This is a genomic window from Falsiroseomonas sp. HC035 (assembly GCF_050563525.1).
Classification (GTDB): Bacteria; Pseudomonadota; Alphaproteobacteria; order Acetobacterales; family Acetobacteraceae; genus Falsiroseomonas.
In genome coordinates, this window is record NZ_JBNXUN010000006.1 from 160,949 (window position 1) to 186,821 (window position 25,873).

Sequence of the window (25,873 nt, forward strand, 5' to 3'; positions counted from 1 at the left end):
CGGGCTATTCCCGCCGCAGCACCCCATCCACCAGCCGGTCCGCCCAGGGGCGGCTCTGGAACCGCGCGCGCAGATCGGCTTCATCGTAGTCCTGCCGGAGCCAGTCGAGGAACGGCTTCGGGCCGTGCCGCGCCTGGAACGCGGCGTAGTCGCGGAAGAACGCGTCGAGGATGCCGGTGCGGCTCGCAGCCACATGGCCGAAGCGCCAGTGCAGTTGGTCCAGCGCCGCCTCCACCGGGCGGCCCTGCAGCAGCAGCCAGATGCCGGCGATCAGCCCGGTGCGGTCGGCGCCGGATTTGCAGTGGATCAGCAGCGGCTCCGGCAGCGTCGGCAGCAGCTCCACCAGGCGCAGGATGCGGTCCTTGTGCGGTGCGCCGCGGCTCTCGAAGGGCGCGTCGGCGTGCACCAGCCCGAGTTCCCCGGCCCGCGCCCGGCCGAGCGCATCCGATCCGCACTCCTGCCGGTGCCCACGCAGGTTCAGCACGGCGCGCAGGCCGAAGCGCCGCTGCGCCGCGGCCAATTGCCAGGGCAGCGGGTGGTTGGACCGGTACAGCCGTCCTTCCTCCACCACGGCCCAGTTGCGCCACGGAATACGCAGCGCGGCGTGGTCGACCAGCAGGCTGTTGATCCAGGCGGCGCGGCGCCCGGCGGCGGAGGACAGGTTCACCGCCCTGATATGGCGCCCCGCGCCCCCCAAGGCCAGCCGCTGCAACGAACGGCTGCCATGCGGCCGCGTTGAGGGCATGGCAGCAGGAGGAAAAAAGCGCCATGACGAACGCCAAGATCCCGCCCGTTCCGCCCGCCAACCGCAGCCCCGCTGGTGGTTCCAAGGCGGGCGGCGCCACGCCGGGTGGCAGCCCGATCCCGGAAGACGTGGCCCAGGACAACATCGATTCGAAGAACCGCAAGATCGACCAGCAGGGCCGCCAGGGGAACATCAACCAGAACACCCACAACGTCGGCTATCAGCAGGACCGCTGACCCAGACGCGCGGCGGTGGTTCAGCCAGGCTGGCCGCTGCGCACCCAGACCGCGCGCAGCGACAGCCAGGCGCCCAGCGCCGCGATGGCGACCAGCACCAGCAGCAGCGGATCGGCGCGGTCCCCCAGCACCGCGGCGATCCACCCTGCAGCGGCCCCCGGCATCAACAGCAGCGGCACCCAGATCACCGCGGAGGTGACGTTGGCGACCTGAAACTGCCATTGGCGCATCCGCGTGACGCCGGCGATGATGGGCGCGACCGCGCGCAGCGGGCTGACGAAGCGGGCGATGAACACCGCCCACATCCCCCATCGCCGGAACGCCAGTACTCCGCGCGCATACATCCGCCGGTACTGCCGCGGCAGGTGGCGCCGCACGACGGTGGGCCCGAGCCACCGGCAAAGCCAGAACCCCACCGCATCGCCCACCACCGCGCCGGCGAAGGTCGCCACCAGGACCGGGCCGGGCGGCAGGATGCCGCTGCCGATCAGCAGGCCGATGCCGAGCAGCAGCGCCGAGCCCGGCACGAAGATCCCGATCAGCGGCACCGATTCGATGAAGGCGATGGCGAAGGCGAAGGCGGGCGCCCAGGCCGCATGCGCCTCCACCCACGCGATCAGCGGCACGATGAGATGGTCCATGAAGTGTCCGTCAGTTGGCCGCGGCGTCGGTCTGGGCGCGCTGCAGCGCCAGGGCGGCGGCGCTGCGCCCGCGGATGGTGGCATAGATCGCCCAAAGCAGCAGCAATGCCGTGGCGCCCAGGAAGCCGGCGCTGATCGGCCGTTCCACGAACACCGTCAGGTCGCCGCGCGACAGCAGCATGGCGCGGCGCAGATGTTCCTCCATCAGCGGCCCGAGGATGAAGCCGAGCACCAGCGGCGCCGGCTCGAACTTCAGCTTCAGCATGGCGTAGCCGACGACGCCGAAGAACATCACCAGCAGCACGTCGAAGTAGCTGTTGTTGATGCTGAACACGCCGATGCAGATGAACAGCAGGATCGCCGGGTACAGGATCGAATAGGGAATCCGCAGCATGCGCACCCAAAGCCCGATCAGCGGGATGTTCAGGATCACCAGCAGGATGTTGCCGATCCAGAAGCTGGCGATCAGGCCCCAGAACAGCTCGGGGTATTCCGTCATCAGCCGGGGGCCGGGCTGGATGCCCTGGATGATCAGCGCGCCCAGCATCAGCGCCATCACCGCGTCACCCGGGATGCCCAAGGTCAGGGTCGGGATGAACGCGGTCTGCGCCGCGGCGTTGTTGGCGGATTCGGGTGCGGTGACGCCCTCGATCGCGCCCTTGCCGAAACGCTCCGGCTGCTTCGCGATGCGCTTCTCCAACGCGTAGGACATGAAGGATGCGATGGTGCCGCCGGCGCCCGGCAGCGCGCCGAAGAAGCTGCCGACGCCGGTGCCGCGCAGCATCGGCTTCCAGGACCGCTTCCAGTCATCCCGCTTCGGCATCATCGAGCGCATGGTGATCTTCTGCCCGGCGACCTCCGCCGTGGTGACGCGGCCGATGCTGCCGATCACCTCCGCCACGCCGAACAGGCCCATGGCCAGCGCCACCAGGCTGATGCCATCCGACAGGTAGGGGATGTCGAAGGTGAAGCGCTGCTGGCCGGTCTGCACGTCGGTGCCGACCATGCCGAGGCAGAGGCCGAACAGCACCATCGCGATGCCCTTCGCCGGCGAGCCCTGCGCCAGCGTCGCCGCCGCCACCAGGCCCAGCAGCATCATGGCGAAATAGTCCGCCGGCCCAAAGGCCAGCGCCACCTCCGCCAGCTTCGGCGCGAACAGCGTCAGGATGACGATGCCGAGGCTGGCGCCGACGAAGCTCGCGATGGTCGTCATGAACAGCGCGACGCCGGCGCGGCCCTGCTTCGACATCGGGTAGCCATCGAGGCAGGCCACCGCGGCGGAAGGCGTGCCCGGCAGGTTCAGCAGGATCGACGCGGTGGAGCCGCCGTAGGAGGCGCCGTAGTAGATGCCCGCCAGCATGATGATGGCGGTGGTCGCGGGCACGTGGAAGGTGAGCGGCAGCAACATTGAGATGGTGGCGAGCGCGCCGATGCCCGGCAGCACGCCGATGAAGGTGCCGAGGAAGACGCCGAGGAAGCAGTAGAACAGGTTCTCGGGGGAGAAGGCGGTGGCGAAGCCCATCGCCAGCATGCCGAAGACTTCCATGTCAGTGGCTCCACCACCGGAAGGCCGGCACCGGAATGCCAAGACCCTTGGTGAACACGAGGACCGCCATGGCGGACAGGGCGATGGCAAGGACGGTGGTGCGCAGCCAGCGCAATTCCTGCTCGGCCAGCGAGACGATGACGACCAGGGCGACGGTGGCCGGCACCAGGCCCGCAGGCTCGATCAGGAAGGCGAAGGACAGGCCGCCGGCGATGATGGCGAGCAGCGGCCGAACGGCGGGGCGGGGCATTTCGCCGGGTCGGAACCAGGCTGGTACGAGGATCAGAAGGCCGAAGACCGTGACAAGTAGACCAAGCGCGCCAGGAAAAGCCCCAGGTCCCATCCGGCGCATCTGGCCGAAATCGTAATGTGTCTGTGCATGCCAGAACACCCACAGGCCAAACAACAGCAGGACGCAACCACCGATCACGTCCGTCCAGTCTCGCCTGTGCATCCCGGATGCTCTCCCTTTGCTTACACCACGGAGCTGATCCAGCGGCGCGGGGTTCGTGACACATGAACGTAGAATTGCAAGCAAGAAATCTTTGGATTGGGGACGCGGCCGGTCACGAGGCCGAAAGGCCAAGAGAAAAGGCGCGCCGCTGATGCGACGCGCCCTTGGTGGGCGGCAGCCTGGTGGCGATGCCTATTCGAGCCGCGCGCCGGAAATCCGAACCGTCTCCCGCCACATCGGGCGCTCCCGCTCCGCCCGCGCCTTGGCTTCCTCCGGCGTGCTCCAGATGGCGCGGGCGCCGGTGCGCAGGAAGCGGTCCTGCATCTCCGGCGTCTCCGAAACCTCCTTGATGGCGGCGGAGGCGCGCTGCGTGATCGCCGCCGGGACGCCGGCCGGGAAGGCCATGGCGCACCAGGAGGTGACGACGAAATCCGGCACGCCGGCTTCCGCCATGGTCGGCACGTCCGGCAGGGTCGGCCAACGCTCCGCGCTGGTCACCGCCAGCGCCCGCATCTGGCCGCTGGCGATGATCGGGACGTAGGAGGCCAAATTGTCGAGCGCGAAGTTGATGTCGCCGGACAGCAGCGCCGGGATGGTCTGCGCCGCGCCGCGGAACGGCACGTGCACGCCCTCGATCCCCAGGCGGTTGGTGAACATGGAACCCGAGAGGTGCGGCGTGGTGCCGACGCCGGGGGAGCCGTAGTTCACGCCGCCCTGCTTCGCCTTGGCCCAGGTGATGAAGTCCCGCAGGTTGGTGGCCGGCACATGCGCCGCCGGCACCGCCAGCACGTTGGGCAGTTCCCAGTGCATGGAGATCGGCGAGATGTCCTTCTCCGGGTCGTAGGGCAGCCGGGCGTACAGGTACTGGTTGATCGACCAGCCACCGACCGTCACCGGGCCCATGGTATAGCCATCCGCGTTGCTCTTCGCGATCGCGTCATGGCCGATGTTGCCACCGGCGCCGGGGCGGTTTTCCACCACGAAGGGCTGGCCGAGCTTCTGCGACAGTTGCTCGCAGACCAGGCGGGCCAGCACGTCGGTGGACCCGCCCGGCGGCCACGGCACGATCACCCGCACCGGCCGCGCCGGCCACTGCGCCTGCGCCGAGGCGGGGAGGGTCGCGACGAAGGGCGCGCCCAGAGTGGTGCCAAGCAGGATTCGGCGGCTGATATTCATTCTTGCTGTCTCCGGACGTTTCGTCTCGGCCCAGGATACCGCCCCCGGGCCGCCGCGGCTACCGCGTCACCCGTCGCGCCGCGCCTGGTTGACCCGGGTGGCCTGGGAGATGCTGCCGATCGCGCGCGGGTCGGGACCGGGATGCGCACGATCCTCCGAGGTGTCGCGCATGCCGCCGCTGGCGTGGCGGCCGGGGCGGGGATGATGCGGGCGGGCGGCGCGGCGCCGTGCCAGCGCCTCCCGCAGCGCCTCCGTATTGCGGGCGCGGCGCTGGTCGGCCTCCAGCCGCGCGAACTGCGCGTTCACACGCCGCAGCCCGGCCGCGAAGGCCTGCTTTTTCTGGGACAGCTTCTCGGCGGATCCGGCCGCCCCCCGCGCCTCGCCCTTGCCGCGCCGGGCCCGCGCCGCCTCCCGGATCAGGTCGCGGGCGCGCTTGTGGTGGGCGCGCAGGCGGAAGGCCAGGGCACGCAATTCCTCCGGCGGCAGGTTCCCGAGTTCCGGGTGGTGCGTCGGCGCCACGCTCTCGAGTTCCTCGTGCGAAAGCAGGCGCTGTTCCTCGCGGCGGGTGATGGCCATGTCGTTTCCGATCCTGTCCGTGCAGTCATGCCGATCCTCCTTCGGATCAGCTTATGAATTACAGATAGTTCAGAATCTGAGGCAAACCACCCCTTGTCGGATCACGCCTGGCCGAGGCGCTGCTTCGCGAAGGGCAGGCTGCGGATCCGCCGGCCGGTCAGGGCGGCGATGGCATTGGCCACCGCCGGCGGCACACCCGGTGTGCCGGGCTCCCCCACACCGCCCATTGGCGCGCCGGATTCCACGATGCGGACCTGCACCTTCGGCATCTCGGCACGGGTCAGGATGCGATAGCCGTCGTAGTTGCGGGCCACCGGGCGGCCACCCTCGAAGACCATCTCCTCATAGGCGGCCGACGACAGGCCGATGCAGGCGGCGCTTTCCACCTGCGCCTTGATGATCGCCGGGTTGACGATGCTGCCCGGGTCGATCGCCACGAACAATTCGTGCACCACCACCTCCCCCTGCCGCAGCGACACCTCCGCCACCGTGGCGACCTCCGACCCGAAGGGGGAGGCCATGGCCAGGCCACGGGCGCGGCGGCTGCCATCTGGCGCGTCGTACGGCCCGCGCCGCCAGCCGCCGGACAGGTCCATGACAGCATCGAGCAGCGCCAAGTGCCGTGGCTGGTCGGCCAGGTGTGCGCGGCGGAATTCCAGCGGATCGGCGCCCGCGGCCTCCGCCACCTCGTCCAGGAAGGCCTCGAAAAAGAAGTCGTTCATCGAATGGCCGACCGACCGCCAGAAGCCGATGTTCACGGGATGCGGCACATGCACCCAGTCGATCCGGCGATTCGGAATGGCATAGGGCTTGAACGCCACGCCCTCCACCGCCGAGGTATCGACGGGCGGCGTGCCGAGGCGGGAGGTACCGAAATGCTTCGCCACCGGGCCCTCCCCCGGCACCGTCGCATGGAAGGCGACGATCCGGCCGCTGGCATCGAGCCCGGCGCGCAGCCGCGCCAGGCTCAGGGGCCGGTAGGCATCACGGGCGAATTCCTCCTCTCGCGTCCAGATCACCTTCACCGGGCGGCGGACCATGCGCGCCAGGCGGATGGCCTGGTTCATCGGGTGGTGGCGGCCATAGGTGAAGTGCCGACCGAAGAAGCCGCCGAGAAGCGGGGTGTGGATGCGGATTTTCGCCACATCCACCTCGGATTCCCGCGCCGCGATGGCCGCGAAGGCCTCCGGTGCCTGGTTCGGCGTCCAGACATCCAGCGTGCCATCGGCGTTGAAGCGGACGGTGGCGGAGGGCGGCTCGAGCTGGGCGTGGGCCAGGTAGGGCGCGTCGTAATCCGCCTGCACCACGCGCGTTGCGTCCCGCAGCGCGGCGGGAGCGTCGCCGCTGGCGTCGCTGGCGGGATTGCCGGGGGCATCCGCCTGCTCGCGCAGCATCTCCAGCATGCCGGCGGAGGAAAAATCCTCCGCCACCACCGGCTGGCCGCTGAGCGCCGTCCAGGCGACGGTGGCCGCCTCCACCGCGCGGCGGGCGCGCCAGAAGCTGTCGGCCAGCACGGCGACGGCGCCGGGCAGGCGGTGCACGGAATGCACGCCGGGCATCGCCCGCAGAGCCGCCTCGTTCAGCACCTCCCCGGGTTCAGCGCCGGCGCGGGGGGCGTGCAGCACGGCACCCTGCAGCATGCCGTCCAGGCGGATGTCGATGCCATACTGCGCCTGACCGGTGCTTTTCGCGCGGGTGTCGAGACGTTTCGCGTCCTTGCCGATCAGGCGGAACGGGCCGGATTTCGGCGTGGCGTCGGCCGGGATGGGTAGTGCGGCGGCGGCTTCGGCCAGCTCGCCATAGGGCAGCTTCCGTCCGGTCCCTGCATGCAGCACGAAGCCCGGCTCCGTGGTCAGCTCCGCCCCCGGCACCCCGAGGCGCTGGGCGGCGGCGGCAATCAGCATGGCCCGCGCCGTGGCACCGAGCAGCCGGAAATGCGCGTAGGTGTTGCGGATGGAAAAGCTGCCGCCGGTGACGCGGCGGGTGCCGTTGGCCAGCACCTGGTAGTCGGCACCGGCCGGCGCCACCGTCACCTCAAAGGCCGCGAGTTCGGCGTCCAGCTCCTCCGCGACGATCTGCGCGACCGCGGTGTGGATGCCCTGGCCGCCCTCGGCAAATGGGTTCTGCAGCAGGATGCGGCCATCTGGCCGGATGGTCAGGTAGGCCGGCACCTTGCGGGCATGGGCGAGGCCACCGGCCGCCTGGGCGCGCGCGGCGCGCGGCGGCAGGCCGAGCGCCAGCAGCAGCCCGCCGCCAAGTACGCCGGCCAGGGCGCCGCGGCGGGAGAGGTTCACCGGTGTGCCGGATTGCAGCGCGCCCGTCTGCAGCGCATCAAGAAGGGGCTGGTCCATCTCCCTCCTCCTCATGCCGCATCCGCCGCCTGGCGGATGCCGGCGGCGATGATGTTGTAGGTGCCGCAGCGGCATAGGTTGGTCATGGCGGCGGCGATATCCGCCTCCTCCGGCTTCGGCGTCTGCTTCAGCAGCGCGGTCGCGGCCATCAACTGGCCGGACTGGCAGTAGCCGCATTGCGGCACGTCCAGCGCGACCCACGCGGCGACCAGTCGCGCGCCGATGGGGTCGGCCTCGATTGCCTCGATGGTGGTGACGCGGCGGCCGGCGAGGCTGTCCAGGGGCACCTGGCAGGACCGCATCGCCTGGCCATCGATAAGCACGGTGCAGGCGCCGCATTGCGCGATGCCGCAGCCATACTTCGTGCCGGTCAGGCCAAGCGTGTCGCGCAGCACCCAGAGCAGCGGCGTATCGCCTTCCACCTCGACCTTGCGGACCTGGCCATTCACGCTGATCTCGGCCATCGGGCTACTCCCTGGACGTCAGGCACGCATGCTTGCGGCGGGAATGTGGCGCGGCATCGGGCGTGCTGTCGAGCGCGCAGCGCGCGCCGCAGGCGGAATAACGCCTGCGGCAAAATGGCGGCCGGACGGCTCAGGGCCAGCCGGTCTCGGGCGGCAGGGACATCAGGATGGCCTCGACGTTGCCGCCGGTCTTCAGGCCGAAGATCGTGCCGCGGTCGTACAGCAGGTTGAATTCCACGTAGCGGCCGCGGCGCATCAGCTGGTGTGCGCGCTCGGCCTCGGTCCAGGGCTCGTGCATGCGGCGGCGGACGATGGGGGGGTAGGCGGCGAGGAAGGCCTCGCCGACATCGCGGGTGAAGGCGAAATCGCGGTCGATGCCCTGGCCGGGAGTGCGGTCGCCGAGCCAGTCATAAAAGATCCCGCCCAGGCCGCGGGGTTCGTTGCGGTGCGGCAGAAAGAAGTACTCGTCGCACCACTGCTTGAAGCGCGGGTAGTAGGTGGGGTCGTGGCGGTCGCAGGCGGCCTTGTAGGCGGCGTGGAAGCCCTCGGCGTCCTCCAGGCTGTGGGGCGCCTTGTGGTCCATCGGCGTCAGGTCGCCGCCGCCGCCGAACCAGGCCTTGGTGGTCAGGATGAAGCGGGTATTCATGTGCACGGCCGGCACGCGCGGGCTCCGCATGTGCGCGACGAGCGAGATGCCGGTGGCGAGGAAGCGCGGGTCCTGCTCCGCGCCCGGGATCTGCTTGCGGAATTCGGGCGAGAACTCACCGAAGACGGTCGAGACGTTGACGCCGACCTTCTCGAACACCCGGCCCTTCATCACGCCCATGACGCCGCCGCCGCCCTCCGGCCGGTCCCAGGGCGTGCGGACGAAGCGGCCGGCGGGCAGGCCGGCATGCGGGCCGCTGGCAAGCTCGTCCTCGCAGGCTTCGAATTCGGCGCAGATCCGGTCGCGCAGGCTCTCGAACCAGGCGCGGGCGGGGGCGACCATGGGGTGGTCCAGCAGATCGGTCGGCGTCTCGGGCATCCACGCACATCCTTGATGAGGCGCCCCTGGCGCGGGGGTAGGGCGCCATCGGTGCCGCCGGAGATTGCCAGGGCATGAACGCGAAGGCGACCCTTGCCACCATGGCAAAGCCCAGCCGCCGAATGGCTGGAATTTCAGCCGACGGAGCGGATGGACACCGCCGCAACCCACCCTTTATATGCGCCGCAGCGCCATTCCGTCCGCAGGGGCTTTCGAAACCTCCTCCGAACGGGCTGGCCAGCATGTTTCGCGGCGATGCGGGTCGCGCGTGGGTCCAGCCTGGGGCCGGTCAGCGACCTGGAAACGGGCCTGGCCGGTGGCGAGACCGCGGGGCGGCAGGCGGAAAAGGACGACGAGATGGCCGAGACAATGGTGCCCGCAGGGGCACCGCATGGCGCCGAACATCAGCCCCCGCATGCGGGCGGGCAGCCGGGCGAGACGCGCCGCGACTTCCTGACCCTGAGCACCGCCGCCTTCGCGGCCGTTGGCGTGGGTGCGGTGGTCTGGCCGTTCATCAGTTCCATGAACCCGGCCCGCGACGTGCTGGCGCTGGCCTCCACCGAAGTCGACCTGACTCCGATCGCCGAAGGCCAGGCGGTGACGGTGGTGTGGCGCGGCAAGCCGGTGTTCGTGCGCCACCGCACCGCGGATGACATCCGCCTGGCACGGGAGACGCCGCTGTCGCAGCTGAAGGACCCGGCGCCGGACCAGACGCGGGTGCAGAAGGACCAGTGGCTGGTCGTCGTCGGCGTCTGCACCCACCTCGGCTGCGTGCCGCTGGGGCAGCGGCCGACCGATGCGAAGGGCGAGTTCAACGGCTGGTTCTGCCCCTGCCACGGCAGCCACTACGACACGTCCGGCCGAATCCGCCTCGGCCCGGCACCGCTGAACCTTGCGGTTCCCGAATACAGCTTCACCTCCGACACGCAAATCCGGATCGGCTGAGGCGCCGGCGCGCGGTATCCTCCGCGCCCGCCCCCAGCCTCCACTGAGGAGCCAGGCAACGATGGCCATCGGCCTTCACGACAGCACCATCCAGAACCCGGTCATCCGCTGGGTCGACCAGCGCCTGCCGGTCTTCACCATGATGCAGAAGGAGTACGGGACCTTCCCGACTCCCCGGAATTTCAACTATTTCTGGAATTTCGGCGCGCTCGCCATGGTCACGCTGATGATCATGATCGCGACCGGCATCTTCCTCGCGATGAACTACACGCCGCACACCGCCTACGCCTTCGACAGCGTCGAGCGGATCATGCGCGACGTGAACTACGGCTGGCTGATCCGCTACGTGCACATGAACGGCGCCTCGATGTTCTTCATCGTGGTGTTCATCCACATCTGGCGCGGCATGTACTACGGCTCCTACAAGGCGCCGCGCGAATTGCTGTGGATCCTGGGCGTCGTCATCTTCCTGCTGATGATGGCCACCGCCTTCATGGGCTACGTGCTGCCCTGGGGCCAGATGTCCTTCTGGGGCGCCACCGTCATCACCAACCTGTTCAGCGCCATCCCGATCGTCGGCGAGAGCATCGTGGTCTGGCTGTGGGGCGGCTTCTCCGTCGACAACCCGACGCTGAACCGCTTCTTCAGCCTGCACTACCTGATGCCGTTCCTGATCGCGGGCGTGGTCTTCCTGCACGTCGCCGCGCTGCACATCACCGGGTCCAACAACCCGCTGGGCATCGACCCGAAGGGGCCGCAGGACACCCTGCCCTTCCACCCGTACTACACGGCGAAGGACAGCGTCGGCCTGATCGTCTACTTCATCGTCTTCGCCGTGCTGGTGTTCTTCGCGCCGAACTACCTCGGCCATGCGGACAACTACATCCCGGCGAACCCGCTGGTGACGCCCGCGCATATCGTGCCGGAATGGTACTTCCTGCCCTTCTACGCCATCCTGCGCGCGGTGCCGGACAAGCTGGGCGGCGTGCTGCTGATGTTCGGCTCCATCGCAGTGCTGTTCATCCTGCCGTGGCTCGATACCTCTCCGGTGCGGTCCATGCGGTTCCGCCCGATCGCCAAGTGGGCGCTGTTCGCCTGGCTGATCTCGTTCTTCGTGCTGATGTGGGCGGGCGGCAAGCCGGCGGAGGAGCCGTATGTCACGATCTCCCGCATCGCCACCGCCTACTACTTCGCCTATTTCCTGGTGATCCTGCCCCTGCTCGGCCGCCTGGAACGCCCCCTGTCGCTGCCCGAGAGCATCGCGATGCCCGTCCTGCGCGGCGGCGGACCGATGCTGGCGGGTGCCGCGGCGAAGCCGATGGAGAAGGCCTGATGCCCCGTCTTTTCGCCAAGGGCTTCCGCAGCCTGGTCGGCGCCCTGGTCCTGGGCGCCGCGGCGGCGGTCTCCGCAACCCCGGCCCGTGCGGCCGGGGAGGCGATCGCCATCCCGAACGCCGGCTTCGGCTTCGCCGGCTTCTTCGGCACGTTCGATCGCGGCGCCGCCCAGCGCGGCCTGCAGGTCTACAACGAGGTCTGCTCCGCCTGCCACGGCATGTACCAGCTGTCCTACCGCAACCTGACCGAGATCGGGTTGAGCGAGGAACAGGTGCGCGCCATCGCCGGCGCCGTGACCGTGATGGGCGAGCTGAACGACCAGGGTGAGCGGGTGGAGCGCCCGGCGCGCCTGTCCGACCGCTTCCGCCGCCCCTTCGCCAATGAAATCGCGGCGCGCGCGGCGAACAACGGCGCCTACCCGCCGGACCTGTCCGTGATCACCAAGGCGCGCGCCAACGGTGCCAACTACCTGCACGCGTTGCTGACGGGCTATGTCGACCCGCCGGCCGGCTTCAACCTTGGCGAGGGCATGTACTACAACGCCTACTTCCCGGGCCATCAGATCGCCATGCCGCCGATCCTGAACCCGGACCAGGTGCAATACGCCGACGGCACCGCCGCAACGGTGGACCAGATGTCGCGCGACGTCACCACCTTCCTCGCCTGGGCAGCGGAGCCGGAGACGGAACAGCGCCGCGCCATGGGCATCAAGATGATCCTGTTCCTGGTCGTCCTGGGCGGCCTGACCTATGCGGTGAAGCGCAAGGTCTGGGCCGACGTGAAGCACTGAGCGCCCGCTTCAGGAATGAAGGGGGCCGTCCCGCAGGGGGCGGCCCCTTTTTCATGTGATTTTCCATCCAGGGAGTCCGGGCATGCCCGAGCAGATCACCCCCGTCATCGGCCTGATCGGCGGCTCCGGCCTCTACGACATCCCGGGCTTGGCCGACCGCGAATGGCGCCGCGTTGAAAGCCCCTGGGGCGCGGCCTCGGACGAGATCCTGCACGGCACGCTGGCCGGCGTGCCGGTGCGCTTCCTGCCGAGGCATGGGCGTGGCCACCCGACTCCCCCATCCCGCCTGAACTACCGCGCCAACATCGATGCGATGAAGCGCGCCGGCTGCACCGAGATCATCTCGCTATCCGCCGTCGGTTCGCTGAAGGAGGAGTTGCCGCCGGGCCACTTCGTCATCGTCGACCAGTTCATCGACCGCACCTTCGCGCGCGACAAATCCTTCTTCGAGACCGGCTGCGTCGGCCATGTCTCCGTCGCCCATCCGGTCTGCCCCCGTCTCGGCGATGCGCTGGAGGCCTCGGCCCGGAAGCTCGGCCTGCCGGTGACGCGCGGCGGCACCTACCTGGTGATGGAGGGCCCGCAATTCTCGACCAAGGCCGAGTCGCTGCTGTACCGGCAGTGGGGCTGTTCGGTGATCGGCATGACCAACATGCCTGAGGCGAAATTGGCGCGGGAGGCCGAGCTTTGCTACGCGACCGTCGCCATGGTGACGGATTTCGACTGCTGGCACCCGGACCATGAGGCGGTGACGGTGGACCAGGTGGTGAAGGTGCTGTTCGGCAATGCCGACAGGGCGCGCGCCCTGGTGGCCGACGTGGTGCCCGGCCTCGGCGCGCCGCGCGGCCCCTGCCCGGCGGGCTGCGACCGGGCGCTGGAGCATGCGCTGATCACAGCCCCCGAGATGCGTGACCCGGCGCTGCTGGCGAAGCTGGACGTGGTGGCCGGGCGGGTGCTGAACCCACGTGGCTGAGGCTGGATCAGTCCTTCACTTCCTCGACCCGCACGGCCAGTTCGCCGGTCTGCGCCGCGCCTTCCCGCCGGCGGCGCTTCAGCACCAGCGGAACCACGATGACGATGATGGCAAGCAGCATGATCACCCAGATCGGGTAGGTCGGCTGCGCGCCGTTCGGGCTCCAGATCGGGATCAGGACCAGCAGGGCCAGGCTGATTCCAGCGGTGATGTAGTAGCCGAGCATGGTCTCAGCTCCCCAGGTGCCTGGCGAAGAAAGCCAGGGTGCGGGCCTGCGCCAAATCGGCATCGGCCGGCTTGTAGGAACCGCGTTCCTCGCAGCCGAAGCCGTGGCCGGCGCCCTTGTAGACGAAGATCTCGACGCCTGGCTGCGCCGCCCGGATCAGATCCACGTCCGACAGCGGGATGGAGGCATCCACCTCGCCGAAATGCAGCTGCACGGGGCAGTTCGGCACTTCGTCCCGCGTGCCGGCAATGCCGCCGCCATACCAGCCGCAGGCGGCCTTAAAGCTGGTGCTGCGGGTCGCGCCCCACCAGGCGACGGTGCCGCCCCAGCAATAGCCGACGATGCCGCGCGCCGCACCGGCGGGCAGTGCCGCTGCCGCGGCCTCGACATCCGCCATGGTGTGCGCGGCATCGACCTTGGCGCGCAGGTCGCGGCCGCGGGCGACGTCCGCCGGTTCGTAGCCGAGTTCGACATTGCGCTCGACCCGGTCGAACATCGCGGGGGCGATCACCTGGTAGCCCTCGGCGGCGAGGGTGTCGCAGACATGGCGCATGTGGCGGTTCACGCCGAAGATCTCCTGCACCACGACCAGCGCCCGCTTCGCATCGGCCGGGCCGGCACGGTAGGCGGACAGGCGGTGGCCATCGGCGGCGGTCAGTTCGATCAACATGGCGTATCCCGCGCAGGTTTGCGGCGTTAGTGTCCCTGCATGGGCAAGCTCGTCAACCTCAACCATGCGCGGAAGGCGGCGGCGAGGCGCGAGGCCGAGGCGCAGGCCGCGGCGAACCGCGTGAAGCATGGCCGGACGGGTGCGCAGAAGCAGGCCGACCGGCAGGCGGAGGCGCGGCGCCAGGCGGTGCTGGATGGGGCGAAGCGCGATGAATCGTAGGAGGTCGTCATGCTCGATCTGATCGGCACCTGGAAGCTGCTGGAGGCCCGCGCCTATGACGTGGACGGCACGGAATTGCCGCCGCCACTGGGGCCGGAGCCGGTGGGCGTGATCCTGTACGGGCCGGAGCGCATCATGGTGACGGTAGGCGACGGGCGGCGGGATGCCCCGGCGCCCCGCGCCTTTAACGCCTATGCCGGCCGCTACGACTTCGATGGGGAGACGCTGGTGATCCATGTCGATTCGGCGTCCAGCCCGGATCTGGCGGGCGACCAGGTCCGCCGGCTGATCTTCGAGACGCCGGACCGCTACGTGGCGGTGCCGATGACGCCGTTCTTCGGCATCGGCTCCGGCCTGAAGCACACCTGGCAGCGCACCGGCCGGTAGCCCCCCTGGATGCTCCCCTCTGGACGATCGGGCCTGGGTCGGGTGATCTGCCGCGCATGTCCCATGATCCGACCACCGAGGGCTGGCGCCAGATCGTCCCCTCCGGCCTGCCCGAGACCGCCAACCCGCTTTGGCAGCGCGGCACCGAATACGGCTTCCAGGCGCGCGCCGACCACGCCAATGGCCGCGGCGTCATCCATGGCGGTATCCTCGCCACCTTCATGGACCACAGCCTGGGGCTGATGGTGCGGGCAGCGACCGGCGGCGGCATGAACCTGGCGACCATCCAGCTCGACCTGCACTACCTGGCCGCCGCGATGCCGGGGCAGTTCCTGGTCGGCAGCGGGGAGATCACGCGCCAGACCCGCAGCGTGGTCTTCGTGCGCGGCACGCTCCGGCACGGCGACACCGCCGTTCTGGCCGCGACCGGCATCTGGAAGCTGCTGGCGCCGCCGCGCTAGGAAGACGCCATCATCAACGGAGACCGCAGCCCATGCAGATCACCTGGTTCGGCCATTCGGCCTATCGCCTGGCTTTCGGAAAGTCCGTCGTGCTGATCGACCCGTTCCTGACCGGCAACCCGGTCTTCAAGGGCGATGTGGAGGCCGCCACCGCGGGGGCCACCCACATCCTGCTGACGCATGGCCACAGCGATCATGTCGGCGACACGCTGGCGATCCACCAGCGCACCGGCGCCAAGGTGGTGGCGAATTTCGAGATCTGCATGTGGCTCGCCCGGCAGGGGCTGAAGGCCATGGATCCGATGAACACCGGCGGCACCACCCACCAGGATGAGTTCGCGGTGACGCTGACCATCGCCTTCCATTCCTCGGCCATGATGGACGAGAACGGCGTGACGCAGGACCTCGGCCTGCCGGGTGGGCTGGTGGTGACGCCGAAGCTGGCCGGCGAGCCGGTGGTCTACCACATGGGCGATACGGAGGTGTTCTCCGACATGGCGCTGATCGACGAGATGCATGGGCCGGATGTCGCCATCGTGCCGGTCGGCGACCGCTTCACCATGGATGGCCGCCGCGGCGCGCTGGCCGTGAAGCGCTTCTTGCCCAGCGTGAAGACCGCCATCCCTTGCCATTTCGGCACCTTCCCGATGATCGCGCCCAACGCCGACCTGTTCGCGACCGAGATGCAGGGCGCGAAGGCGAAGGTCCTGGTGCCGGAGATCGGCGTGGCCTTCACGCTGTAGGCGCGACCACCGCCATCACTTCCTCCGCCAGCGCGAGCGAGGCAGTGAGCCCCGGGCTCTCGATGCCGAACAGGTTGACCAGCCCGGCGACCCCATGCGTCGCCGGGCCCTGGATCACGAAATCCTGCCCCGGTGCGCCCTTCGGCACCGTCTTCGGCCGGATGCCGGAATAGCCCGGCGCCAGCACGCCATCCGGCAGGGTCGGCCACCAGCGGCGGATGGAGGAGTAGAAGCTGTCGCCGCGGCGCGGGTCGACGTTGTAGTCGATGCGGTCGATCCACTCGACATCCGGCCCGAACCGGGCCTGGCCTGCCAGGTCGATGGTCAGGTGGGTGCCGAGGCCGCCGGGCACCGGCACCGGGTAGATCAGCCGGCTGAACGGGGATCGGATGGTCAGGCTGAAGTAGTTGCCCTTGGCGTAGTAGTCGCCGGGGATGTGCTCGGCCGGCATCCCCTCGATCCGCCGCGCCAGGGACGGCGCGTGCAGCCCGGCGGAATTGACCAGCAGGTTGCACGACAGCGCCATCGGCTCCGCGCCGCCCACCTCGATCTCCACGGCATCGCCGCGCACCGCGCCGCGCAGCACCGGGGCGTGGAAGGCGAACATGGCGCCCGCATCCTCGGCATCGCCCTGCAGCGCCAGCATGTAGGCGTGGCTGTCGATGATGCCGGTGGAGGGCGAGACCAGGGCCGCGGTGCAGGACAGCGTCGGCTCGATCTGCCGTGCCTCCGCCCCGGTGATGAAGCGCAGATCGTCGACGCCATTGGCCGCCGCGCGCTGGCGGATGCCCTCGAGTTGCTCGGCCTCCGCCTCGCTGGTCGCGACGATCAACTTGCCGCAGTTGCGGGTGGGCACGCCGTGGCTTGCGCAATACTCGTACAGCTTCCACTTCCCGGCGACGCAGGTGCGCGCCATCAGGCTGCCGGCGCGGTAGTAGATGCCGGCGTGGATCACCTCGGAATTGCGCGAGGAGGTTTCCGTGCCGATGCCCTCCGCCGCGTCCAGCACCAGCACCTCCCGCCCCGCCTGCGCCAGGGCACGCGCCACGGCGAGGCCGACGACGCCCGCACCCACCACCACGCAATCCACCTGGTCCATCGGCATCCCTATCCTGGTCCGGCCCATCCTGGTCCGGTGATGGGTAGGTCAAAACGCGGCGGAGGGGGAGAGGCCGCCTTTCATAGCTGCAAGCTTGTTCATCAACCGGAAGCACCTTGAGCGTAGGTTCGCCACGACGCCCGTAGGAACATCTCGTCATGACCAGCATGCTGCGCCGACTGCTGCCCCGATTTGCGGCGACGGAGCTCCGGGTCCTGATCGCGCTCCTCGGACTTCTTGCCCTGGCAAAGTCGGTGGAGCAGGCCGTGCAGGCCTGGCAGACCATGGCGCGGAGCCAGGACCTGGCCGTGGTGAACCAGTCTGCCCTGCTGCTGCTGCGCGCCGCGGAACATGTGCAGCTGGAACGCGGCATGACCCAGGCCGCGCTGCTCGCCGCGGCACCGGCCGAGGCCGGCGCGACTGCGCCGATCCTGGCGCGCCGTGCCGCCGCCGCGGAAGCCCTGGCGGGCGCCTTCGCCGCGCTGCCCGCACAGCCCGGCCCAGCGTTGGCAGCGCGGATACGGGAGTTGAACGCCGCCCTCGCCACGCTGGAGGAGCAGCGGAGGGCAGCGGATGCCGCGCTGCGCCAGCCGCGCGAGGCTCGGCCGGCTGCGCTGCTGCAAGGCTGGTACCCGGCCGCGACCCGCGTCACCACCGGCCTCGGCGCCACCTGGGTCGAAGTCAGCGCCACCACATCGAACGCCGACCCGGCGCTCGCCCGCCTCAACGAAACCGCCTTCCTCACGACGCAGATGCGCGAATCGGCGGGGGTGGAGCGCTCCGGACTGACCGCGGTGGTTGCCGCAACCCGGCCAGCGACGCCGGAGCTGGTCGTGGCCTGGGCGCTGGAGCGCGGTGCGATCAACCTCGGCTGGCGTCGGGTGGCGGAGTTGAACCCGGCGGCCACCAACCCGCCCGTCATGGAGGCGGCCCTGAAGGCAGCGCGGGAGGGCTATGAGGCCCGCTACCTGCCGGTGCGCGATGCGATCCTGGCCGCCGCCGCCGCCGACCGACCGCAGCCGATCAACCAACAGGACTGGACCCGCCTCTCGAACGCCGCGCTGAGTGATATCGTCGGCGTCCGCGACGCCGCCCTCGGGCTCGGCGTCGCGCATCTGGAGCGCAGCATCGCGGATTCCCGCGCGGCGCTGGCCCTGCATCTCGGCCTGTCGGCGCTCGCCGTGGGGCTCGCCCTGCTGACCTACAAGCGCGCCGTACTGCGTGTGCTGCACCCGCTCAGCCAGATCGTCGCCGCCGTCGGCGAGGTGGCGAAGGGCTCCGCCAACCTGGCCCTGCCGCAAAGCTGGCGGGCGGATGACGAGATCGGCACCATCGTGCAGGCGGTGCGCGGCCTCGCCGACCAGACCGTGGCTCGGGAACGGCTCGCGGCGGAACAGGCGGCGGAGGTCGCGGCGCGGCAGCAGCGGACGCAGAAGGTCGATGCGCTGGTCGCGAGCTTCGAGGCCGATGCGTCCGAGGCCCTGACCAGCGTGACGAAGGCCGCTGGACAGCTGGCCCGCACGGCGGACACCATGGCGACCACGGCGGCCGACGGCATGCGGCTGACGACGGCCGTGGCGACGGCGGCGGATGGTGCCTCCGTCAACACGCAGCTTTCCGCGGCCGCCGCGGAGCAACTCGCCGCCTCGGTCGGCGAGATCACCCGCCAGGTCGGCCATGCGGCGGAAGTGGCGCGCCGCGCCAGCGCCGAGGCGAGCCGCACCGATGCCACCGTGCGCAGCCTGTCGGAGGCGGCGCAGCGGATCGGGGAGGTGGTGCAGCTGATTTCCGGCATCGCCGGCCAGACCAACCTGCTGGCCCTGAACGCCACCATCGAGGCCGCCCGCGCCGGGGAGGCCGGCAAGGGCTTCGCCGTGGTGGCGAGCGAGGTGAAGACCCTGGCGGAACAGACCACCCGGGCGACCGTGGAAATCGAACAGCAGATCGCCAGCATCCGCGCCGTCGCGGTCCAGACCGCGCAGGCGATCCAGGGCATCAGCACGGTGATCGCCGAGATCGACGAGGCCGCCGGTTCCATCGCCACCGCGGTGCAGGAACAGGGCGCCGCGACCGGCGAGATCGCGCGCACCGTCGCCGCCGCGGCCGCGGCCACGGGCCATGTCTCCCGCGACACGCGGGAAGCGCAGGGTGCCGTGACCCGCACCGGGGAACAGAGTGGCCTGGTGCGGCGCGCCGCCGCCGACCTGTCGCAGCAGTCCGAACACATCAGCGCAAGGATCGGCAGCTTCCTGCGGGACGTCCGTGCCGCGTGATGCCCGGACCCGCCGATCGTGGTCGCCTGGGGCACCAGCTCAGGCGGGACCAGTTCAGGCCGGACAAGTTCAGGCCGGGCCGGGGTGGTTCGCCCGTGCCCCGGCCGGCCACAGGTGCCGGCGCCAGACCAGCCCGATCAGCGCGGAGCACGCCAGGCCAAAGGCCGCATACAGCGTGGTGGCACCGGCGAAGCCCAGCCGGTCGATCAGCGGGCCGGACAACAGCAGCCCGATCGGCAGGCCATAGACCGCCAGCATGCGCAGCCCCATGACCCGGCCGCGGTAGCGATCCTCCGCGCAGCGCAGCAGGATCACCGTCATCGGCACCATGGCGAAGCTCTGCGTGAAGCCGATCAACACCATCAGCGCCATCCCGGCGGTGGCGTCCCGGACCTGCGCGAAGACCAGCAGCAGCGGAAACCAGACCAGGCAGGACAGCACCATGCTGCGCCCCGCCGCCAGCGCCGCACCGCGGGAAATCACCACCAGCGAGCCCACCAGCGCGCCGCCCGCGAAGCAGGCAACCAGCGTGCCGAGCCCGCCACGGTCCATCCCATAGACCTCCCGCGCCACATAGGGCAGCAGGCCCCCGGTGGTGGGGAAGGCGGCCAGGTTCACCAGGAAGGCCAGCAGCATGGTGGCCAGCAGCGGCGGGCTACCGCGGACATGCGCGAAGCCATCCCGCAGTTCGCGCCACGGCGAGGCCGGCGCCAGCGCCACGCGGGGCGGCACCGGGACCAGCAGGGTGCCGGCCAGCCCGAACAGGTACAGCCCCGTCACCACCAGATAGGCCGGCCCGATGCCGAGCGCCGCCGCCAACCCGGCGCCTGCCAGCGCGCCGACGATACGCGCCGAATCGGCGCTGCAACGAGAAATGCCCATCGCCTGGGTCATCATCCCCGTCGGCATGGACACCGCGATCAGCGTGCTGCGCAGCCCGAGGTCGGAGGGCCGTACCAGCCCCATCAGCGCCGCCACCACCAGCACCTGCACCGGCCCCAGCGTGCCGGTCATCGCCATCGCCGCGATGGTGGCGGCCTGGACGGCGTAGAAGCCGCGCATGCTGGCCAGCAGCCGGCGCGGGCCGATGCGGTCCCCCACCACGCCGAACATCGGCGCCACCAGCGTGCCGAGAAACTGCACGGAGGCGAAGGCGGTCAGCCAGACCACGGAGCCGGTCTCGACCAGGATGTACCAGCCGAGCACCAGCGTCTCGATCTCGAAGGCCCAGGAGGTCGCGAGGTCGGCCGGCCATTGCCGGCGGAAGCCGGGCTGGCGGAACGGGCCGAGGCTGGCAGGGCGCGGCCAGGGGTTCACGCCGCGTGTGCGTCCCGCATGTGGTCGATCGTTTCCCCCCTGCGCGTCCGAATCCCGCGCCAGGGAAAACAATGCCGCAAGCCGGCCTTGATGTCGAAATCGCGCCGGCCCGCGGGTCAGGTCATCGGCATCCCGCCACCGGAGAATCCCGCCATGATCGAGATCATCGGCTTCCCGCAGAGCAACTTCGTCTGGGCCGTCCGCATCGCCTGTGCCGAGAAGGGCGTGCCGCACAGCCTGGTACCGCGGCCGCCGCACCATCCCGAGGTGACTGCGATCCACCCGCTGGGCAAGGTGCCGGTGATGCGACATGGCGCCGTCAGGCTGGCGGAGTCGCGGGCCATCTGCCTGTACCTGGACCACGCCTTCCCCAGGCCCGCGCTGATGCCGCGTGGCGCGGCGGCGATGCAGGAGGCGCCGGGCTTGGCGGATTGGCTGGTGCGGATGCGGGCGCGGCCCTCGGTCGGGCAGACCACCCCGCCGCCACTCAGCCGCCCATGAAGTCCCGGATCGCGGCGTCGTAGTGCTCGTCGCGCTGCCAGCGCCGCGTCGTCGCGGCATCCGGCAGGCGGGCGAGGTCCTTTGGCGCGGTGCCGTCGCGCAGCGCCTTCAGCGTGTCGTGCACCGCCTGCATCGCCGCCGGGAAGGTGGCGTGGCCTTGCAGGGCGATTCGCCCGCCGTGGCGCGCAAAGGCTTCCGCCCCGCCAAGTCCGGCCTTGGCGTTGCCGACCAGGATCGGCAGGCCGGTCGCGGCGTGCAGCGCCTGAAGCTCGTCCAACGCCGTGACGCCGGTGACGAAGACCCCGTCCGCGCCGGCCTCGGCATAGGCGCGGGCGCGGGCCAAGGCATCCTCCAGCCCGGTGACGGACAAAGCGGAGGTGCGGGCGACGATGACCAGCGCCGGGTCGCTGCGGGCGGCCAGCGCGGCGCGGATTTTGCCGAGCCCTTCCTCCAGCGGCAGCAGCGCCGGCTTGTCCGGGCCATAGGGGCGCGGCAGCAGCGTATCCTCGATGGTCAGGGCGGCGACGCCGGCGGTTTCCAACTCCTCGACTGTCCGCATCACGGACAGGGCGTTGCCATAGCCGTGGTCGGCATCGACCAGCAAAGGCGGCGCGCCGCCGCGGGTGATGCGGCGGATGAGGTCGGCGAATTCGGTCAGCGTCAGGATGATGTGGTCCGGTGCGCCGAGCACGGCGAGCGAGGCGACGGAGCCGCCCAGGATCGCCGTCTCGAAGCCGAGATCGGCGGCGATGCGGCCGGACACCGCATCGAAGACGCTGGCGGGATGGACGCAGGCCTGGCCGGCCAATACGGCGCGGAAGGCGTTTCGGCGCTCGGTGGCATTCATCCGGCTTCGGTCCTGTCGACGTTTCCGCCGGCAGGGTAGCGCGCCGCCGGGGGGCTGACAGCCCACCCGGCGGCGCGGGGTGTCACCCGGCCAGGGGCAGCGCCACGAAGGCGCGGCCGCCCTCACGGTCGATCTGCAAGGCGATGGCCGGCCTTCCGTCCCGCCGCGCCGCCTGCACAGCCTCCGCCAGGTCCTGCGGCGAGGCGACCTCCCGGTCGCCGGCGCGGAGGATCACGTCGCCCGGGCGCATGCCGCGGGCGGCGGCGACGCTGCCCGGCTCCACGCCGGCCACCTGCACGCCACCGCCCTGCCCCTTGCTCGGCGCCAGGCGCAGGCCGAGGGCAGCCGGGCGCTCGGCTTCCGCCAGGCCACCGGCGCGGGCCTGCTGCCGTGGCGCCTCGCGGCGGCCCAGCGTCACCGCCTGTTCCACCCGCTGCCCGTCGCGCAGCAGGGCCAGCGTGGTCTCGCTGTCCGGCTCGATCTCGGCCACCGCCACGGCCAGGTCGCGCGGCGTCGCCACCTCCCGCCCCGCGACGCCGACCACGACATCCCCGGCGCGCAGGCCGGCGCGGGCCGCCGGGCTGCCGGGTTCCACCCCCGCAACCAGCGCGCCGCGCTGGTTCGGCAGGCGCAGCGCGGCCGCGAGGTCGGCATCGACCGGCTGCATGGAAACCCCGAGCCAGCCGCGATCCACCACGCCATCGCGCTGCAGGTCGGCGATCACGTTGCGCGCCATGCGCGACGGCACCGCGAAGCCGATACCGACATTGCCGCCACCGGGTGCGTAGATGGCGGTGTTGATGCCGACCACCTCGCCATTGCCGTTGAACAGCGGGCCGCCGGAATTGCCGGGGTTGATGGGCGCATCGGTCTGGATGAAGTCGTCATACGGCCCGGCGCCGATCTGGCGGCCGCGCGCCGAGACGATGCCCGCCGTCACCGACCCGCCGAGGCCGAAGGGGTTGCCCATGGCCACCACCCAGTCGCCGACGCGCAGCTGGTCGCTGTCGCCCCATTCCAGCGTGGGCAGCGGGCCGCCGGCCTCCACCTTCAGCACGGCGAGATCGGTCTGCTGGTCGCGGCCGACCACGCGGGCGCTGAATTCGCGGCCGTCGGCGAGTTCGACCTGCACCGTCCCGGCCTCCCCGACCACATGGTTGTTGGTGACGATGTAGCCGGCCGCGTCGATGATGAAGCCGCTGCCCTGGCCCATGCGGGGACGACCCTGGGGGGCCTGCTGCTGGCCGCGGGGCATCTGGCCCTCGAAGCGGCGGAAGAACTGCTCGAAGGGCGTGCCGCGCAGTTCGGGCGGAATCTCCGCCGCTGTGGCCGGGGCCTGCTGGCTGGTGACGGTGACGCGCACCACGGCCGGCGCGACGCGGGCGGCGAGGTCGCCAAAGCCCTGCGGGCCCACCTGACGCGGCAAGGTGATGGCGCTGCCGGGGGTGGCCGGTGTGGGTTGCGCATTTCCGGCGAAAGGCAGCGTCGTCAGCGCGCTGGTGCCGAGTGCCAGGGCCAGGAGGCCACCGACGAACATCTTCTTGCGGCCCGGCTTGGGCGTGGGGGTAGGAAGCGGGGCGTTGCTCATGGCGTGGTCCTTCTGCTGGATGCCATATTCGGATGGCGCCATCTGGCACCTGGGAGGCGCGGTTCACGCCCTGCTCGCGGCCGGCATACGGTTTCGTAAGGTTGGAAGGAGCCTCGGTTGCGGATCCTGCTGGTGGAGGACGATGCCGGAACGGCGGCGGAGGTGGCGCGCGGCCTGACCGGCGCCGGCCACCTGGTGAACCATGTCGCCGATGGACGCACCGGCCTGATGGAGGCGATCGGCGGCGGCTACGACCTGCTGGTGGTGGACCGGATGCTGCCAGCACTCGATGGCCTCGGCCTGGTCCGCGCGCTCCGCGCCGCCGGGGTGGCGACGCCCGCCCTGATGCTGACCGCCCGTGCCGGGCTGGGCGACCGGGTGGAGGGGCTGGATTCGGGTGCCGACGACTACCTGGCGAAGCCCTTCGCATTCGCCGAATTGCTGGCGCGGGTGCACGCGCTGGGCCGGCGCCCGGCCCTGAGCACGGAACCGAGCCTGCTGCGCGTCGCCGACCTGGAGATGGACCTGCTGCGGCGCAGCGTGACCCGCGGCGGCCAGCGCATCGACCTGCAACCCCGCGAATTCCGCCTTCTGGAGGTGCTGCTGCGGCATGCGGGCCGGGTGGTGACGCGGACCATGTTGCTGGAACAGGTCTGGGACATCCATTTCGACCCACGTACCAGCGTGGTGGAGACGCATGTCAGCCGGCTGCGCGCCAAGCTCGGCGAGCCCAGCCTGATCCACACGCTGCGCGGCGCCGGCTACGTCATCCGGGCACCCGATGCCTGAGCCAGAGAACGAGGCGAAGTCTGCGGCCGGCAGGCCGAGCGGCCGAATGGCCGCCGCCGCCAGTGCAACGAGGCCAAGGGCCGCGGATGCGGCCCGCCCGGTGTCTGAGGGACACGCCGAGAAGCCCGCCCGCTGGTACGCCACCACCGGCTTCCGCATCACCCTGCTGCACCTGGTGCTGACGCTGCTCGGCACCGTTCTGCTGGCTGGCATCGCCTTCTGGGCCACCTCCCGCTTCGCCGAGGGCCAGCTTCGGGCGGAGGTGGAGCGCGATGTCGGCGTGCTGCTGAACGCCGGCGCCCTTGGCGGCCCTGCCTCCATCGCGCTGTCGATCGAGGCGCGGATCGCCGCCGATCGCAGCGGCACGCAGTACTTTCTCCTGTCCGCCCCTGATGGCGGCCGCATCGCGGGCAATCTGGCGGCGGCGCCGCGACAGGCCGGCTGGACGGCGCTGGACCTGGATGGCGGCACGGCCGAGAGCGTGCTGCTGGCCTACGGCGCGCCGCTGCCAGCCGGGCATTTCCTGCTGGTCGGGCGCGACCTGGCGCCGGTGCGGGGGTTGCAATCGCAACTGCTCGGCGCCGCCGGCTGGGTCGGCGGCGCGGCCCTGCTGCTGGCGCTTGCCGGCGGGCTGCTGGTCGGCCGCGGCGTGGTGCGGCGCGCGGCGCAGATGGAACGTGCGCTGGCGGAAGTCGAGGCCGGGCGGCTCGGCACCCGCCTGCCGGCGCGGCCCGGCGGCGATGAGTTCGACCGGCTGGCGCGGCGCCTGAACGCCACGCTGGACCGGCTTGCCGGCACCATGGCGGCGCTGCGCCAGGTGACGGACGATATCGCGCACGACCTGCGCACGCCGCTGACCCGACTGCGCCAGCGCCTGGAATCGCTCGCCGCCACCACACCCGAGGCGGCTCCGGGGCTGGAGGCGGCGGTGGCGGAGTGCGACCGCATCCTGGATGTCTTCGCCGCCCTGCTGCGCATCGCCCAGGTCGAAAGTGGCGCCCGCCGCGCCGCCTTCGCCGTGGTGGACCTGACGGCGGTGCTGGAGACGGTGGCGGAGCTCTACGCCGGCGCGGCGGCGGAACGGGGCCAGATGCTGGCCACGGACCTCGCCCCCGGCATCCGGATGCAGGGCGATCGCGACCTGCTGGCGCAGATGGTCTCCAATCTGGTCGAGAACGCCATCCTGCACGGGCGCGCCGGCGGGCATGTGGCGCTGGCGCTGCGGCGCGCGCCCGGCGGCGGGGCGGAGATCACCGTGACGGATGACGGCCCCGGCATCCCCGATGCCGAGAAGCCCCTGGTGCTGCGACGCTTCCACCGGTTGGACGCGGCGCGCGCCACGCCCGGCTCTGGGCTCGGCCTGGCGCTGGTGGCGGCGGTGGCGGAGCTGCACGGGCTGATCCTCACGCTGGAGGATGCGTCGCCCGGGCTGCGGGTGCGGCTGGGCGTCCCCAGGTTGGCTGACCCAGGGCGGCTGAACCAGGGCGGCTGAGCGCGC

28 protein-coding genes are annotated in these 25,873 nt (G+C 70.8%); 13 read left to right on the forward strand and 15 right to left on the reverse strand.

The genetic code is table 11. The annotated features are described in order from the left end of the window. Window positions 1-4: 4 nt before the first annotated feature. Complete coding sequence (locus tag ACLF3G_RS15025) at window positions 5-745, reverse strand: tyrosine-protein phosphatase (RefSeq protein WP_430670196.1); 741 nt, start codon at window positions 743-745, stop codon at window positions 5-7. A 23-nt stretch (window positions 746-768) separates the two neighbouring features. On the opposite strand from ACLF3G_RS15025, the gene ACLF3G_RS15030 reads away from it, so the two are divergent. After that, on the forward strand, window positions 769-981 hold the full coding sequence (locus ACLF3G_RS15030) for a hypothetical protein (protein ID WP_430670197.1): 213 nt from the start codon (window positions 769-771) through the stop codon (window positions 979-981). Window positions 982-1,001: 20 nt separating this feature from the next. Here ACLF3G_RS15030 and ACLF3G_RS15035 read toward each other — a convergent pair whose 3' ends face one another. From ACLF3G_RS15035 to hemF, 8 genes are all read right to left on the reverse strand, one after another. After that, a complete protein-coding gene (locus ACLF3G_RS15035) occupies window positions 1,002-1,622 on the reverse strand; it encodes a DedA family protein (protein ID WP_430670198.1) in 621 nt (206 codons plus the stop codon). Between the two features lie 10 nt (window positions 1,623-1,632). Then, window positions 1,633-3,168 (reverse strand): tripartite tricarboxylate transporter permease, encoded by a 1,536-nt coding sequence (locus tag ACLF3G_RS15040; protein WP_430670199.1) that lies wholly within the window; start codon window positions 3,166-3,168, stop codon window positions 1,633-1,635. Between the two features lies 1 nt (window position 3,169). Beyond that, a complete protein-coding gene (locus ACLF3G_RS15045; protein ID WP_430670200.1) occupies window positions 3,170-3,622 on the reverse strand; it encodes a tripartite tricarboxylate transporter TctB family protein in 453 nt (150 codons plus the stop codon). A gap of 192 nt (window positions 3,623-3,814) precedes the next feature. Beyond that, a complete protein-coding gene (locus tag ACLF3G_RS15050; RefSeq protein WP_430670201.1) occupies window positions 3,815-4,798 on the reverse strand; it encodes a Bug family tripartite tricarboxylate transporter substrate binding protein in 984 nt (327 codons plus the stop codon). 66 nt (window positions 4,799-4,864) lie between these two features. Next, window positions 4,865-5,374: a hypothetical protein gene (locus tag ACLF3G_RS15055; protein WP_430670202.1), complete on the reverse strand. Its 510-nt coding sequence runs from the start codon at window positions 5,372-5,374 to the stop codon at window positions 4,865-4,867. A gap of 101 nt (window positions 5,375-5,475) precedes the next feature. Further along, window positions 5,476-7,725, reverse strand: coding sequence for a molybdopterin cofactor-binding domain-containing protein (locus tag ACLF3G_RS15060; protein WP_430670203.1), 2,250 nt, complete (start codon window positions 7,723-7,725; stop codon window positions 5,476-5,478). A gap of 11 nt (window positions 7,726-7,736) precedes the next feature. Continuing rightward, window positions 7,737-8,189 carry a (2Fe-2S)-binding protein gene (locus ACLF3G_RS15065; protein WP_430670204.1) on the reverse strand — a complete coding sequence of 151 codons (453 nt, stop codon included), beginning with the start codon at window positions 8,187-8,189 and terminating at the stop codon, window positions 7,737-7,739. Window positions 8,190-8,319: 130 nt separating this feature from the next. Further along, window positions 8,320-9,213 carry an oxygen-dependent coproporphyrinogen oxidase gene (hemF, locus tag ACLF3G_RS15070; RefSeq protein ID WP_430670205.1) on the reverse strand — a complete coding sequence of 298 codons (894 nt, stop codon included), beginning with the start codon at window positions 9,211-9,213 and terminating at the stop codon, window positions 8,320-8,322. A gap of 255 nt (window positions 9,214-9,468) precedes the next feature. Here hemF and petA point away from each other — a divergent pair, with 255 nt between their 5' ends. From petA to ACLF3G_RS15090, 4 genes are all read left to right on the forward strand, one after another. Continuing rightward, window positions 9,469-10,158, forward strand: a complete 690-nt coding sequence (petA, locus tag ACLF3G_RS15075) for a ubiquinol-cytochrome c reductase iron-sulfur subunit (RefSeq protein WP_430670206.1) — start codon at window positions 9,469-9,471, stop codon at window positions 10,156-10,158. 61 nt (window positions 10,159-10,219) lie between these two features. Then, on the forward strand, window positions 10,220-11,491 hold the full coding sequence (locus tag ACLF3G_RS15080; RefSeq protein ID WP_430670207.1) for a cytochrome b: 1,272 nt from the start codon (window positions 10,220-10,222) through the stop codon (window positions 11,489-11,491). After that, window positions 11,491-12,282, forward strand: a complete 792-nt coding sequence (locus tag ACLF3G_RS15085) for a cytochrome c1 (RefSeq protein WP_430670208.1) — start codon at window positions 11,491-11,493, stop codon at window positions 12,280-12,282. Before ACLF3G_RS15080 ends, ACLF3G_RS15085 begins: the two co-directional genes overlap by 1 nt. 82 nt (window positions 12,283-12,364) lie before the next feature. Continuing rightward, complete coding sequence (locus tag ACLF3G_RS15090; RefSeq protein ID WP_430670209.1) at window positions 12,365-13,255, forward strand: S-methyl-5'-thioadenosine phosphorylase; 891 nt, start codon at window positions 12,365-12,367, stop codon at window positions 13,253-13,255. A gap of 7 nt (window positions 13,256-13,262) precedes the next feature. Here ACLF3G_RS15090 and ACLF3G_RS15095 read toward each other — a convergent pair whose 3' ends face one another. Both ACLF3G_RS15095 and ACLF3G_RS15100 read right to left on the reverse strand, forming a co-directional pair. Next, window positions 13,263-13,481: a hypothetical protein gene (locus ACLF3G_RS15095; RefSeq protein WP_430670210.1), complete on the reverse strand. Its 219-nt coding sequence runs from the start codon at window positions 13,479-13,481 to the stop codon at window positions 13,263-13,265. 4 nt (window positions 13,482-13,485) lie between these two features. Further along, window positions 13,486-14,151 carry a dienelactone hydrolase family protein gene (locus ACLF3G_RS15100; protein WP_430670211.1) on the reverse strand — a complete coding sequence of 222 codons (666 nt, stop codon included), beginning with the start codon at window positions 14,149-14,151 and terminating at the stop codon, window positions 13,486-13,488. 39 nt (window positions 14,152-14,190) lie between these two features. Between ACLF3G_RS15100 and ACLF3G_RS15105 the strand changes: the two genes are divergently transcribed. From ACLF3G_RS15105 to ACLF3G_RS15120, 4 genes are read left to right on the forward strand one after another with little or no spacing between them, the layout of a single operon-like run. After that, a complete protein-coding gene (locus ACLF3G_RS15105) occupies window positions 14,191-14,370 on the forward strand; it encodes a DUF4169 family protein (RefSeq protein WP_430670212.1) in 180 nt (59 codons plus the stop codon). 9 nt (window positions 14,371-14,379) lie between these two features. Then, window positions 14,380-14,757 (forward strand): lipocalin-like domain-containing protein, encoded by a 378-nt coding sequence (locus tag ACLF3G_RS15110; RefSeq protein WP_430670213.1) that lies wholly within the window; start codon window positions 14,380-14,382, stop codon window positions 14,755-14,757. 56 nt (window positions 14,758-14,813) lie between these two features. Then, window positions 14,814-15,218, forward strand: coding sequence for a PaaI family thioesterase (locus ACLF3G_RS15115; RefSeq protein ID WP_430670214.1), 405 nt, complete (start codon window positions 14,814-14,816; stop codon window positions 15,216-15,218). Between the two features lie 32 nt (window positions 15,219-15,250). Then, window positions 15,251-15,961, forward strand: a complete 711-nt coding sequence (locus ACLF3G_RS15120) for a metal-dependent hydrolase (protein WP_430670215.1) — start codon at window positions 15,251-15,253, stop codon at window positions 15,959-15,961. Here ACLF3G_RS15120 and ACLF3G_RS15125 read toward each other — a convergent pair. Next, the gene (locus ACLF3G_RS15125; protein WP_430670216.1) at window positions 15,951-17,060 is read right to left on the reverse strand and encodes an NAD(P)/FAD-dependent oxidoreductase; all 1,110 of its coding nucleotides are present in this window, start codon (window positions 17,058-17,060) and stop codon (window positions 15,951-15,953) included. The two genes, ACLF3G_RS15120 and ACLF3G_RS15125, sit on opposite strands and share 11 nt — an antisense overlap. Window positions 17,061-17,218: 158 nt before the next feature. Here ACLF3G_RS15125 and ACLF3G_RS15130 point away from each other — a divergent pair, with 158 nt between their 5' ends. After that, window positions 17,219-19,333: a methyl-accepting chemotaxis protein gene (locus tag ACLF3G_RS15130; RefSeq protein WP_430670217.1), complete on the forward strand. Its 2,115-nt coding sequence runs from the start codon at window positions 17,219-17,221 to the stop codon at window positions 19,331-19,333. 69 nt (window positions 19,334-19,402) lie between these two features. Here the strand turns inward: ACLF3G_RS15130 and ACLF3G_RS15135 are convergent, their stop codons facing one another. Continuing rightward, on the reverse strand, window positions 19,403-20,650 hold the full coding sequence (locus tag ACLF3G_RS15135) for an MFS transporter (RefSeq protein WP_430670218.1): 1,248 nt from the start codon (window positions 20,648-20,650) through the stop codon (window positions 19,403-19,405). Window positions 20,651-20,740: 90 nt separating this feature from the next. Here ACLF3G_RS15135 and ACLF3G_RS15140 point away from each other — a divergent pair, with 90 nt between their 5' ends. Continuing rightward, window positions 20,741-21,151 (forward strand): glutathione S-transferase family protein, encoded by a 411-nt coding sequence (locus tag ACLF3G_RS15140; protein WP_430670219.1) that lies wholly within the window; start codon window positions 20,741-20,743, stop codon window positions 21,149-21,151. Here the strand turns inward: ACLF3G_RS15140 and ACLF3G_RS15145 are convergent. Together ACLF3G_RS15145 and ACLF3G_RS15150 are read right to left on the reverse strand one after the other, a co-directional pair. Beyond that, window positions 21,138-21,998, reverse strand: a complete 861-nt coding sequence (locus ACLF3G_RS15145) for an isocitrate lyase/PEP mutase family protein (RefSeq protein ID WP_430670220.1) — start codon at window positions 21,996-21,998, stop codon at window positions 21,138-21,140. The two genes, ACLF3G_RS15140 and ACLF3G_RS15145, sit on opposite strands and share 14 nt — an antisense overlap. A gap of 82 nt (window positions 21,999-22,080) precedes the next feature. Next, on the reverse strand, window positions 22,081-23,586 hold the full coding sequence (locus ACLF3G_RS15150; RefSeq protein ID WP_430670221.1) for a Do family serine endopeptidase: 1,506 nt from the start codon (window positions 23,584-23,586) through the stop codon (window positions 22,081-22,083). 117 nt (window positions 23,587-23,703) lie between these two features. On the opposite strand from ACLF3G_RS15150, the gene ACLF3G_RS15155 reads away from it, so the two are divergent. Together ACLF3G_RS15155 and ACLF3G_RS15160 are read left to right on the forward strand one after the other, a co-directional pair. Beyond that, a complete protein-coding gene (locus ACLF3G_RS15155) occupies window positions 23,704-24,375 on the forward strand; it encodes a winged helix-turn-helix domain-containing protein (RefSeq protein ID WP_430670222.1) in 672 nt (223 codons plus the stop codon). Between the two features lie 100 nt (window positions 24,376-24,475). Then, window positions 24,476-25,867 (forward strand): sensor histidine kinase, encoded by a 1,392-nt coding sequence (locus tag ACLF3G_RS15160; protein ID WP_430670223.1) that lies wholly within the window; start codon window positions 24,476-24,478, stop codon window positions 25,865-25,867. The last annotated feature ends 6 nt before the right edge of the window (window positions 25,868-25,873 follow it).